The organism is Pseudocnuella soli (assembly GCF_004347775.1).
Classification (GTDB): Bacteria; Bacteroidota; Bacteroidia; order Chitinophagales; family Chitinophagaceae; genus Flavisolibacter; species Flavisolibacter aquaticus.
Genome location: NZ_CP037755.1, coordinates 422,212 through 435,351, shown reverse-complemented (window position 1 = coordinate 435,351; position 13,140 = coordinate 422,212). Strand labels below are relative to the sequence as shown.

Here is a 13,140-nt window from a genome sequence, read left to right as displayed (position 1 = left end):
AAGCGATGCGTTAGAACAGCCTTTTGCATACACCATCATAAAAACAAGAAGCCGGGTAGAAACCCGGCTTCGGTCTAAAATCCAATATCCTATGAAAAACCGAAGAGGTAAGTACAAACAGCATTCCGGAAAATTGTAAACGTGGAGGCGAGTAAATCAGCTCATCCATTGTGGATTTATTTGCTCATCCATAATATGGCTTACACAAACCGCTTTTTCATCAAAACTTTTCCGGTTATTGAATAGCTTTATCAGCTGTTGCTGCTGAGTGCTAATAAATTCTTTTAAAACGGGCTATATAAATTAAAAAATTCTCTATAAGAAAATATACTTTTGTGGAAAATCCGGTATACCTAATATCCTCTGCAATGATGCTTCCCAACATACAGGTTTCCCAAACTATCCTCGACAAAGCCCCCGTGATCATTTTGGTGATCGGTGTGGACGGGCGGGTAACCTACATCAACCAATGGGGTTGCCAGCTTATTGGCGCAGCAAAAGAAACAGTACTGAATAAAGATTGGATCGATGAATTTGTAGTGTCGGAAAACAAGGTTGAAGTAAAAAGTTATTTCAACCAGGTTATGCGGCAGGAAACAAAGATCATGGGCAATTTTGAAAATTGCATCCGCTCTTTTAACGACGGGGTATTGTTTGTGAGCTGGAACAGCAACCTGATGCTCGATGAGGCCGGAAGTGTACAAGGCATCATCACCATTGGCGAAGATGTTACCGATAAAAAGATTTTGCTGAAAAAGCTGTTGAGCCAGGAGTCGGTTAACCGCTCCACCCTGAACCGCGCCATCGAAACGGCAAGGGCCAGCGAACGGGATGAAATTGCATCGGAACTGCACGACAACATCAACCAGAACCTGACCACCTGCAAACTATTGCTGGAGCAGGAGCTGCAGGGCCACACGCCGCTGCCCTTTGTATCGAAAGCATACACCATTTTAAAAGAAAGCATCAACGAGATCCGGAACCTCAGTCACCGCATTAGTTCGGGCTCGCTTACGTTCAGCGATTTTGAATTGTCGTTAAAAAATTCACTGGAAGAAATAAAGCTGGCAACCGGTGTTAATTACCGCCTGAGCATTACCGGCAAAGATGCATTGAACAATGCGCCCATTGCCATTATTGCCAACATATTCCGCATCATGCAGGAGCAGTTGAACAATATTGTAAAACATGCCGATGCAGCTTCCATTCATATCGCGTTGCAGGCCGACAAAAATGCCATCAACATGGAAATAAAAGACGATGGCAAAGGCTTTAATCCGAATGGTGTAAAAAGAGGGTTGGGGCTAAACAATATTTTCAAACGTGCCGAACTCAATCATGGTAAAGTGTATGTAGATACAGCACCGGGGCAGGGCTGTCTGATATCGGTGATCATTCCGTTGGATTAAATACATTGGAAGTTCTATAGCACAACCGGCACAACGCCGGTTTTTTTTATGGCAAAAAATAAAGGCCGGGTAGAAACCCAGCCTCGTGTAAAATCCAATATCCTATGAAAAACCGAGGTAAAGGTAAAAACTTATTTGAATAATCAAACAAGCCCGGCCGTTTTTTATCCCTTTTATTGAAAAAAATTGCGGTTGTTGCGGTTCGTTTACTATTAAAAGGTAATGAGCATCAGCAACACGCCATGAACTAAAAGTTTGCATGACCATAATTGCTGGAAGTGTTGTTTTTACAATTGTAAAACGGAACCATCGACTCATAAAGATCAGCGCAAAAAAAAGCACAAAGAAGAAAACTAAAGAAGTTTCCTCTTTGTGCTTTTTGATGAATACCGCCAACCTTTTATTTACTGCTGACGCACTTTACCCGAGCCGGAAATAGATGCATTGATTACCGGTGTGCCGGTATAATAAACCGAGCCGCTGCCGGCAATTGTTACATCCAGCCTATCCGATACCCGTAGCCTTGTATCACCCGATCCGCTGGTGCGGGTTTGCACATTTTTAGCTGCCACACCTGCCAGGTTAATGCTGCCACTGCCGCTGATCTTCAGCTTTTCTTCGGTGGCGGTGCCATTGAATACTTTAATATCGCCCGAGCCGCTAATGGTAGCATCCAGGTAATCAGTAGCCAGGTGTTGCATGTCTATATCACCCGAGCCGCTGATGTCCATTTCCATGGCCGCACTTTGAATATCGCCGGTGGTGCGGATGTCGCCGGAGCCGCTTACCCGCAAGCTGCGCAGACTTGGTGCCGTTACCGTTACCGATACGCCATCGTGCAGCCGTACCCGCACATCGTTTTCAAATTTGATCACCAGTTTTTCACCCGATACATAAGTGTCCAGCACCCGCAGAATTTCATCCTGTGCCCGCACTTCCACTTTAAACTCCGGTGCGATTTTAAAGTTTACATCGGCGCCCATGCGCAGGTCGATGCCGGTGAAGTTGGTAACGTTGCGTGTTTCATTAACCATTGGCCCATCGCCAACTACTTTTTTGCAAGATGCAAAGCCCAATGCCAGGGCCATTAATGCAATACTGAGATTTTTCATGATGTTATTTTGTTTAAAAGTTTAGAATTCGATTTTGTAATTGAGTACCGGGAGCAGGCCGGTTTGGTATGCGTAAACGAGTTCGCCTTTTTCACTGTCGAACCACTGGCTATGTGTGTTCAGCCGGTTGGTTACATTCTGTATATCCAATGAAAGCGTGGAGGTGCGGTTCTGTTTGTTCCACTTCATGCTGAGGCGCAGGTCGGTGCGGAAGTAAGCACTGTTTTGCTGGCTGAATGCATCTTTTTCGCGAAAGATGGTGTAGCCTTCTGCCTTGGATCGCTCCAAGTCTACCGGTGTAGTGCGCAGGCCGCCGGCATAAATGGTTTTGATGTTGATGCCGTATGTTTTGTTGCCGTTGCTGCGTACAAACTCTTTACCCGCCAGCAGTGTGCTGATGTGGTTTCCGGCAAAACGGGTGTTGCGTTCCACACCATCGGCAGCCGTGTATTTCGATTGGTAGAACGAGTTGCTGAGCGTGTAATAAAATTGATTGCTCAGGTATTTTTCCAGCGATATTTCAACACCATAGTTGCGGCCTTTGCCCTTGTTCACCAATGGGTCGGTTACATAGTCGCTTTGAATGTTGAGGGTGGAAAAAGTCTTTGCCGGATCAGCACTTACCGGCACATTGAACAGTTGCTGGTAATACAGTTCTGTTTTCAGGCGCAGGTTTTTGGCCAGTGCATATTGGTGCGATAAAACATAGTGTCTGGCTTTGGTGAGCTCCAGGGCCTTATTGGGTTGTGTAACGCTGCCGTTGGCATCGGCTACCTGCGCAAAATATACACCGAGGGCTTGTATCTGGCTGTGTTGGCCGAAGCCGGCTGAGAGGCTGGTTCTGCGGCCCACATCCCATTTCACCGAAGCCCTTGGTTCGATAGCGCTGGTGTTGTTGAGCAATAAGGCCAGGTAATGTGCACCTGCATTGAAAGTGATTGCATTGGACGGTTTGTATTGCCATTGTGCAAAGCCCTGCACTGTTTGTGTTTGCCCTTGCGTGTTGATGGTTTCTTTTAATTCTGCGAATGGATTTTCTTTCGACTTGCGGTAAAAATCAAAGTTGATCAGGTTGGCAATGGCGCCTGCACGCAGCGTGTGCCGGTTGTTGAACTTATGATTGGCAGTGGTAGTAGCCGTCCACTTTTTGGTGATGTATGCTTCCTTATAACTGGGTGCTACAGAAAGGTCGTCTTCAATGTGCGACTCGTTGTATCCAATCTTGTTGATGGAATAAGCAACCGCAGATCGAACATGTGTTTTTTGCCCCAGCAAAATGCTGTGCGTCACACCACTCATGCCCGTGTTGGAAATAAATTTAGACGCATAGCGGTCGTAGCTATTTTCCCATTTTGCCGAATCTTCTACCGCCTTATCGTTTACACTGCTCAAGCCGCCAAAACCAAAGATGCCAAAGGTGCCCAGCTTGTAAGTTGGCAGGTGGATGTTGTAAGAAAGATCCTGGAAATTGGTGCTGCTGCCCTGGTCAACCGGCAGGCCCAGTTTGCTTAATAATTGCAAGGTTGAATAGCGATAGTTGATCACATACGAACCTTTATAGAACGGTGCAATCGGGCCTTCTGCAGCGGCGTTCAATCCAAGCAAACCAGCCTGCAAAGTGTACTCACGTTTTTCGTTATTGCCTTTGCGCAGCTTCAGGTCAAACACCCCACTCAATGCATTGCCGTATTCCGATGCAAATGCGCCGGTAACAAAATCGGAGTTGGCCAGCAGTTGTGCACTCAGTATGGAAATGCCGCCACCGCTTGCACCAGCTTCGCTGAAATGATTGGGGTTAGGAATATCAATGCCTTCCATGCGCCAGAGCAAACCGGTAGGAGCATTGCCGCGAATGATGATGCTGTTGGCGCCATCATCGGCAGCCATTACACCCGGAAAGCCGGTGGCCATGCGCAGCGGATCGTTTACTGCGGCTGCATATTTCTGTGTTTCTTCCACAGTAAATGCACGGGCACTTACGGTACTCATATCATTCAGCGGACGATTCTTTTTGCCTGCTGCTTTTACCACCACTTCCTGCTCCGATTGTACGGTGTGTTGCAATGAAATATTTAGCACCGATTCTTTGCCTGCAATCACGGTTATGTTGTCGAGGCTTTGTAATTGATAGCCGATGTGTGAAACCTGGATCTGGTGCGAACCAACAGGCACGCCACTAAAACGAAAGCTTCCCTGTGCATCGGTGGTGACTGTTTTTTGCAGGGCTGCAATGGTGACCGTAGCACCCGCTACAGGCGATTGCAATACGGCATCGGTAACGGTGCCGCGAACCGACTGGGTAAGTTGCGCAGATGCCTGCAAATAAAATAAGCACAGAAAAAACATAATCGTTTTGGTTGTTGCGCTGAAGCGCTTGTGTTGCCGTAGGTTCAAAGTAAACAGCGCACGCTTCTTGTTAGAAGTTAAATTGGATAGAGCGGCACTGTTGCATCCTGAGTGGCAGAAAGCGCCAGATGAGCCGATGGTTGCGGGTTGTGTCAGTATTGGTTTTGGTGTCATTGTAATTGCGTATTTATTAGAACGACAACGCAACGCTATTTTACCCCTATGCGCACCGCATGAAAAGATGCTTTTTTCCTGTAGTCTGTGATAAGCGGCAGATGGTTTGGATAAGCGAAATGAAATGGGGATGTTGCAACTGCATTTGCTACCAGGTTTCAAAGTGCCATGTGTTTTTACATACTTATAAATACACACTGCTGCAAGCCTCTTGCAATTGCATCATGGGCGTAGCCCATGCCCGTTGGTAGCAGCAACAAGATTAAGGATACCCGTTGGGCATCGCCCAACCCAACACGAACGCATCGAACAGATTAATTGTTGCAGCAGGGTTGGGCGATGCCCAACTTAAAATCGATGTTGTATTTTTTGCTACCGACATGTATGGGCTACGCCCATGTGATGAGTGATGAACTTTCGGATGAATGTAGCTGATGGATATGTGCTAATTATTACCTGCGCATGCAATGCACACGTTTTACCTACATGCTTCATGCAGCAATAAATAATCGGCTCAAGCTGATCAGATAAAACAGCCACGTTTATTCGTACAACTGCGTTTTAATATATTAAGAGAGGGCTTCGTTGCTAAAAAATATGGATGCCTGCATTCCAACCAATCCATCCCGGCCACTCTTTGCCCACCAGGTATTTATTATATCCTGATGGCGGCATGGGAAAGCGATAACCCGGAACGCCGCTTGTTTGTTCTGTGTAATAAACGTTGAACACCAGCCCACCAAAAATGGAAAAATATTTGCCCAGCCGCAGGTTGAGGTTTAATGCGGCCTTACCGAGGAAATTAAAATCTTTCCATTCGCCCAGGTACAAATAGTTGGCGCTTACTTCGGGGTTGATTGACAGCCAGCGGGCCAACGAAAGCTCACTGCCCAGGCCATAACCAAAGCTGTATGCCTGCTCTTTGCTGAGTGCATCTGCATTCCATTCGCTGATGTTCATGCCTGCCTGCAAGATGCTATACAGGCGATGACTACCCGTTTTAAAAGCGGCATTTATATTGGTCACTTCGTTCGATGACAGCGCAAATTTGTGGTAACCTTTCAAAATAATATTGATCAAACCAATGCTGTATCCGCTGGATGTATCAGCAATGTTGATCAAACCAATTTGCACGCCTTTCATGCGTTTAGCGTAGTTAAACACGCCACCGATCTGCACGCCGCTCATGTCGCGGTTGGCAACATTACCCACGCCGGCCACCTGCATCCCGCTTACTTTTTCTTTTGCAAAATTGCCCACGCCACCGATCTGCATGCCTTTTACAAAACCTGCTGCGTGGTTGTACACGCCGCCAATTTGCAACCCGTCAAGATCACCTTTAACGTAATTGCTAACGCCGCCAATTTGCAGGCCATAGGTGTTGTTCAACACATTGTTTGTTATGCCGCCCACCTGCAGGCCTTGCACCTGTCCGCCAACTATATTGAACAGGCCAGCTACCTGCACAAAGCGCACATCTTTTTTATCGATGTTAAACAAGCCGCCGATTTCCAAACCATTTACACCGCCTGAATAACCACCCAATATGTTGAACGAAAAATTATTGATTACCTGCCCGCTCAATTTGCCATGAGTGCTCAAACCCGGTGTGAGTGAAATTTGAAACGGCCGGTCAGTAAAGAATTTTTTGAGGTTGATGGATTGTATGCGTTGCCGGGATGAAACAAGAAAAGCACCTGCTCTTGTTTGCTCCACCCGTGCCGAATCCTGTCGCACATAAGTATACTCAGTAGTGCCCGATGGCGAGGTAACCCGTACCCGCAGTGAGTCGGGCACAAAATAATCTTCCGGCTTTACAATGGTGATATCAGGTGCACCTTCGGGCAGCAGTGTTACCGTTATTTGCTGGTTGTACCGGGGCTCGATCAGCACCGTTGTGTCTTCGTAAAACTCTTTGCTGACGGTGAGTGCAGCCGTTTGTACTTTGTTTTTAAACTTCAGTTTAAAATAGCCTTTGCTATCCGTCATTGTAGAAACAAGCAGCCGCTTTTCATAAATGCTGGCATCGGGTATTTGCATGCCGGTATGGTCGTCGAGCACATAGCCGCTAACAATATATTGGTTGTCTACCGTTACCGCTTTATTGGTAACAATGGTCAACTTTACCGGTGCTTTGCGGATGATGATGTAGTTGCCGCTTTCGCGAAATTCATAATCGGAGGGAAACAGCGTAGTCAATATTTGACGCACGGAACGGTTGGCTGCAGCCAGTGTTACGAGGCTATCGCGTTTTACAATGTTGGAGTTGTAGGAGAAATAAAAGTTTCCGCGGTTGCTCAGTATTTCCAGCACCTGGTCCAGGCGCTGGCGGGTAACATTTACGGGCACCACTTTATCGAGGTTGCTTTGCGCAAATACAGTTACATAAGCAGCCAGCGCAAGCCCAAGCAACAAGCATTTTTTTATGGATGTTTGGTAAAACATGTTTGTTTGAAAATAGGTTTGTGAAGCAGCGCCGTGAGCAATTTTGCCACAGTTGCTGCATTGCAATTAGTTTAGTTTATGACTTTGTCATCCTGAGCGCAGCGAAGGATCTGAGTTGTCCTACTCAAGCATATTGCTACAATGATGGATTTTCATTTAGTTAGTTTGTTGCTGTTTCTGGCTCAGCTCCTTCGCTGTGCTCAGGATGACAGAACAGCGGAACTGCATCTTTTGTCAAATGCGCCAATCATCATTGCAATACAATTGCATCGTCTTTCCGCACCACTTCAATGTCAAATGTTGCACTGATCACGGTAAGAATATTATCCAGCGGCTCATTGTAAAAAGTAGTGTTCAGCGGCAGGTTACGCAGGCTGTTGCGGCCAATTACAATGTTGCTGTCGTAAGCTTCGTTCAGCACTTCCACCAGCTTCCAAAGCGGTGTATTATCGCATACAAATTCCTTGGTGCGGTAATAATTATGCAGCTGGTCGGCTACCGCTTCTTTTTGCAAAACAGAATCCTGCGGCTGCACCAATATTTTTTCCTTAGGTTTTAACTCCACCACTTTGTTGTGGTGCATTACCTGCACAATACCGGTTTCCACAATCACTTCTGTTTTGCCCCCTTCGCTGCGGATGTTGAACGATGTGCCCACCACCCGTACCGTCACATCGTTTACCGTAATCACAAACGGCTGGTCTTTGTTCGGTGCCACATTAAAAAACGCTTCGCCTTGTAGCGCAATGGCGCGGGTGTTGCCACTAAACTTCGACGGGTAATTGATGCGTGATGCTTTATTCAGTGTAACGATGGAACCGTCGGGCAGCGTATCGCTAATGGGTTGTGTAGTGGTTTGCAGGGCCAGGCTGCGCACCGGTTCGGCGCCTTCCTGCTGGGTACTCAATGCCCACCAAATGCCACCGGCCAACACAATAAAGAGGGCAGCAATGCGCAACCACGAATAGTTGAATGCTTTTTTTACCGGCACTACAGGGGCTGTATCTTTTGGCTGCAGCCGTTGTTGCATGCGCAGCCATGCAGCATCCACATCAACGGGACGGGTTGCGGCCAGTTGCCGGCTTTCTTCCCACAGTTTTTTTGTTTGTAAAAATATCCGGTTGTTTTCCTCGCTGGCTGCAATCCATGCCTGCACGGTGGCCTGCTCTTCCGGTGTGGCTTCTCTCAGCAGCAGTTTAACCAGCAGCTCCTGCATCATATCGTTGTATTGTGGGCTCAACTGGTCTGTTTTTTAGGGTTAGGGAAAAGGAAGGTTGGACCACTAAGGCACGAAGGAACAAACTTGCACGAAGACTTATGAATTGCCTGCCGTTTTTGTGGCCTGGCGGTTTTTGCTGCCAGCGGCGCAAGCGTTAGCAACAGCCAGATGATGAGCGGCAACAGGTCGGCCAGTTTTTCGCGCAGCACACGCAATGCCTTGCCCATTTGCGCCTCCACGGTTTTAACGGAGAGGCCTAACCGATCGGCAATTTCACGGTAGCGCAGTTCTTCAAAACGGCTCATCTGGAAAATGGTGCGGCACTGCTCGGGCAGCTCGTTCATGGCTTTGTGCAGCCGGCTTTCCAGCTCTTTTGCCTGCAGGGTTTTGGAAGGTGTTTCGCGGTGGGTAGGCGCAATATAAGCTACGTGCAATGCATGATTGGCCCGCACCTTTTGGTGTTTCAGCTGGTTCAGGCTTTCGTTGTTTACAGCCCGGTATAGGTAAGCAGCCAGCGAGCCGCTGATGGTGAGGTTATCGGAGCGGTCCCACAATTTAAAAAACACGTTTTGTACCGCTTCTTCAGCCGCTGCATCGTCCTTCAGTATGGAGCAGGCGTAGGCATGGAGGTTTTTAAAATGCGTTTTAAAAACCTGTTCAAAAGCAGCTTCGTTCCGCTTTGCCAGTTGTGCAACGAGTGCCGTGTCGTTTACCTCCATGTGCAGCCGCGGGTAAATGGGTATATGTAAAACGGGCTGGGCCAAAACGGTTTTTTCTTTAACTACAACTGAGCAGCGCTTTACCCCTATTTACCGCCGCAAATTTTATCAGAAAAATTTTCTCTGGCGGCGGTAATGTTATGAGCGGGGTGACCGGGCACGGAATTAAACCACGGAGGCACGAAGAGCACGGAGGAACACGAAGGTGTTTTGCCATTTTCTGTAGTTGCATCCTCTTGCCTTTGTCACCCTTCGCTGCGCTCAGGATGACAGGGACAAAAACCCAATGCACTCGCAACAACCCTTCATCATTCCCTTTTTGCTGCGGCCGCTGTTTGCTTTATGTTTACCATGTAAAAAAAATCGCATGAGAATTACAGCTACGCTGACCCTTTTGCTGTTGCTATGCCTTGGCGCATCGGCACAGAAACCATCCATTGCCCAACTAAAATCATGGAAACCCCGCAACATTGGCCCTGCGGGGATGAGCGGCCGCATCACCTCGATCGACGTGGTGCACAACCAACCCGATACCTGGTACGTAGGTGCCGCATCGGGCGGTGTGTGGAAAACCGAAAACGCCGGCGCCGCCTGGACGCCCATTTTCGATGAACAGCCCACGCTCAACATCGGCTCGCTGGCCATCCAGCAAAGTAATCCCAATATTATTTGGGTGGGCACCGGCGAAGGCAACCCCCGCAACTCGCTGAACATTGGCGAGGGCATTTACAAAAGCCTCGACGGCGGCAAAACATGGAAGCGCATGGGCCTCGAAAAAACAAGGAACATCCACCGCATTGTGATCGACCCGGCCAACCCGCAAACGGTATATGCCGCGGCCATCGGCAACCCTTATGCAGAACATGCCGAAAGAGGTGTATACAAATCGACCGACGGCGGTGAAACCTGGAACCGCATTTTGTATGTAAATGATACCGCCGGCGCAGCCGAACTGGTGATGGATCCATCAAACCCCAACAAGCTCATTGCATCCATGTGGCAGCACCGCCGCACGCCGTATAGTTTTAAAAGCGGCGGCAAGGGCAGTGGCCTCTACATTACCATTGATGGCGGCCGCAACTGGAAAAAGCTGGAGCCCAAAGACGGCCTGCCTGCCGGCGAACTGGGCCGCATTGGCGTGGCCTTTGCCCGCAGCATGCCCAGCCGGGTGTATGCAAAAGTGGAGGCTGCCAAAAACGGGTTGTATGCTTCCAACGACGGCGGCTTTACCTGGACGTTAGTCAACAACAAGCCTGATGAAGTAACCGACCGGCCTTTTTACTACCAGGAAATTTATGTGGACCCCGCCAACGAAAACCGCATTTACGACATTCATTCAACAGTAACGTATAGCGAAGACGGCGGCCGCAATTTTAAAACCATGCTGCCTTACTCGGGCATCCACCCCGATCACCACGCCTGGTGGATCCATCCCACAAATCCCAACTTTATCATTGAAGGAAACGACGGTGGCATCGGCATCAGCCGCGACCGCGGCCAAACCTGGGTGTTTGATGAAAAGCTGCCAGTGGGCCAGTTTTACCACATCAATGTCGACGACCAGGTTCCCTACAATGTAATGGGCGGCATGCAGGACAATGGCAGCTGGCATGGTCCGGCATATAGTTGGATGAATGGCGGGATTCGCAACTATTACTGGCAAAACGTGGGTGGTGGCGATGGCTTCGATGTAGTGCCCGATCCGCAGGATCCATCCTGGGTGTACAGCATGAGCCAGATGGGCTACCTGGGCCGATACAATTACCAAACCGGCGAACGCTGGAACATTAAGCCGCCGGCGCTGGACACAGCAACGCAACTGCGGTTTAACTGGAACTCGGCCATTGCGGTGGACCCGCTGCAAAAGGGAACCGTTTATTTTGCCAGCCAGTTTTTATATAAAAGCACCAATAAAGGCGCCAGTTGGGAAATCATTTCGCCCGACCTGACGACCAACAACCCCGAGCAGCAAAAGCAGGAAGAAAACGGCGGCCTTACGCTTGACGTGACCGGCGCCGAAAATTTCAATACCATCCTCACCATTGCACCTTCGTATAAAGAGCAGGGCGTTATTTGGGTGGGCACCGATGACGGTAATGTGCAACTGACCCGCGACGGTGGTAAGACCTGGACCAACTTCAGGGGTAAAATTCCGGGCATGCCAACAGGCGCCTGGATCCCGCAGATCCGTGCCTCGCGGCACAATGCCGGCGAAGCACTGGTGGTGGTCAACGATTATCGCCGCGGCGATTTCAAGCCCTATGTGTTCCGCACCACCGATTATGGCCGCACTTGGAGCCGGGTGGTAAATGAGCAGAAAGTGGCTGGTTATGCGCTGACCGTTTTGCAGGATCCCGAAGAGCCGAACCTGATGTTTTTGGGCACCGAAAATGGCCTCTGGGTTTCGCTGGATAACGGCGCTACCTTTGAACAATGGAAACATGGATACCCTTCCGTTTCTACCTACGACCTGGCCATCCAGGAGCGGGAAGCCGACCTGGCCATTGCCACTTTTGGCCGGTCGCTTTGGGTGCTGGATGATATCAGGCCCCTGCGCCGCATGGCTGCAGCCAACAATATTGCCGGCCGCCGGCTCACTGTTTTCCCTGCCCCCGATGCTTACCTGGCCAGCTACCGCGCAGCGCCGGGCTACGAATGGAGCACTTATGGCCTCTACGATGCCGACAACCGTCAGCGTGGTGCCGCCATTTCATTTTTGGTACAATCGCCGGTAGCGGCTAAACAGCCAGCTGCTGCAAAAACATCCGCCAAGGGTGCAGTGGTACGTAATGCCAGTGCTGCAAAACCAGTGTTGGAAAAGCCGGTGCAGGGCGAAGACAGCATTCTTTTTGCAGGCCAAAGAGCGGCCGGTGCCCGTATGGATAGTGCGGCAGCCAAAACCGTGGCCGACTCGGTGCAGGTGCGCATTTACAACGACCGCAACGAAATCATTCGCAACCTGAAATGGAAAGCCGATACAGGCTTTAACCGTGGCTGGTGGGGCATGGAGGAGCGGGGCATCCGCAACCCCAATGCGCCCAAGCCAAGGCCCAATGCACCCGAACCCGGCGGCCTCTCCGTGTTGCCCGGAACCTATAAAGTAGTGTTGCAAATGGGTGCTGAAAGGGACTCGACCATGATCACCATCAAAGACGATCCGCGGATCAGCCGCGATGGTGCCGTGCTGCAGGCACAGCGCCGTGAAGTGGAGCGCCTTCGTAAAAGCACCGAACGCCTAGCAACCGCTATGGATGGCCTCCGCGACTGGGAAGAAGTGCTCACCAAAATGCAGGCGCAACTGCGTGGCCTGGAAGGTAAGGATGCCGACTCGGTACGCAAACTCACCACCCGCCTGCAGGATTCGCTTAAAAACATCCGTGAATTTGTAAACGGCCGCACGACAGATAAGCAGGGCATCTTCCGCCCGCAGCAGGTAACGGTGATGAATAGCCTGCAAACCGCGCAGCAGTATATTTTAGGTAAAAGTGTAGCACCTGCCGAGCAGGAAGCGGTGCTGGTGCGCAATGCCGAAGCAATGGTTGGTACTGCCGTTGCCCGCATCAACCGTTTTTATGAAAGCGCCTGGAAACCTTACCGCCAGTTGGTGGAAGGAACAAAGCTGGGCCTGTTTAAAGAATACACGCCGGTGCAGTGATAAATGTTTTTATAGTTAGTAAATAGCCCCGCATTTGCGGGGCTATTTGTTTTAAGAGTGG

8 protein-coding genes are annotated in these 13,140 nt (G+C 49.5%); 2 read left to right on the top strand and 6 right to left on the bottom strand.

The window, feature by feature from the left end; translation table 11 throughout:
- Positions 1-368: 368 nt before the first annotated feature.
- Positions 369-1,409 carry a PAS domain-containing sensor histidine kinase gene (locus EPD17_RS01805; protein WP_132051261.1) on the top strand — a complete coding sequence of 347 codons (1,041 nt, stop codon included), beginning with the start codon at positions 369-371 and terminating at the stop codon, positions 1,407-1,409.
- A gap of 102 nt (positions 1,410-1,511) precedes the next feature.
- On the opposite strand, the gene EPD17_RS01800 is transcribed toward EPD17_RS01805, so the two are convergent.
- The 6 genes from EPD17_RS01800 to EPD17_RS01775 form a co-directional block, all read right to left on the bottom strand.
- Positions 1,512-1,805, bottom strand: coding sequence for a hypothetical protein (locus tag EPD17_RS01800; protein WP_132051259.1), 294 nt, complete (start codon positions 1,803-1,805; stop codon positions 1,512-1,514).
- Between the two features lie 8 nt (positions 1,806-1,813).
- Positions 1,814-2,521 carry a head GIN domain-containing protein gene (locus tag EPD17_RS01795; RefSeq protein ID WP_114234475.1) on the bottom strand — a complete coding sequence of 236 codons (708 nt, stop codon included), beginning with the start codon at positions 2,519-2,521 and terminating at the stop codon, positions 1,814-1,816.
- 21 nt (positions 2,522-2,542) lie between these two features.
- Entirely contained in the window at positions 2,543-4,867 is a 2,325-nt protein-coding gene (locus tag EPD17_RS01790; RefSeq protein ID WP_132051257.1) for a TonB-dependent receptor, read from the bottom strand.
- 762 nt (positions 4,868-5,629) lie between these two features.
- Positions 5,630-7,486: an LA_2272 family surface repeat-containing protein gene (locus EPD17_RS01785; RefSeq protein ID WP_132051255.1), complete on the bottom strand. Its 1,857-nt coding sequence runs from the start codon at positions 7,484-7,486 to the stop codon at positions 5,630-5,632.
- A 250-nt stretch (positions 7,487-7,736) separates the two neighbouring features.
- Positions 7,737-8,726 (bottom strand): FecR domain-containing protein, encoded by a 990-nt coding sequence (locus EPD17_RS01780; RefSeq protein WP_132051253.1) that lies wholly within the window; start codon positions 8,724-8,726, stop codon positions 7,737-7,739.
- A complete protein-coding gene (locus EPD17_RS01775) occupies positions 8,723-9,469 on the bottom strand; it encodes an RNA polymerase sigma-70 factor (protein ID WP_240040705.1) in 747 nt (248 codons plus the stop codon). Before EPD17_RS01775 ends, EPD17_RS01780 begins: the two co-directional genes overlap by 4 nt.
- 322 nt (positions 9,470-9,791) lie before the next feature.
- On the opposite strand from EPD17_RS01775, the gene EPD17_RS01770 reads away from it, so the two are divergent.
- Positions 9,792-13,079: a VPS10 domain-containing protein gene (locus tag EPD17_RS01770; protein WP_132051251.1), complete on the top strand. Its 3,288-nt coding sequence runs from the start codon at positions 9,792-9,794 to the stop codon at positions 13,077-13,079.
- Positions 13,080-13,140: the final 61 nt, after the last annotated feature.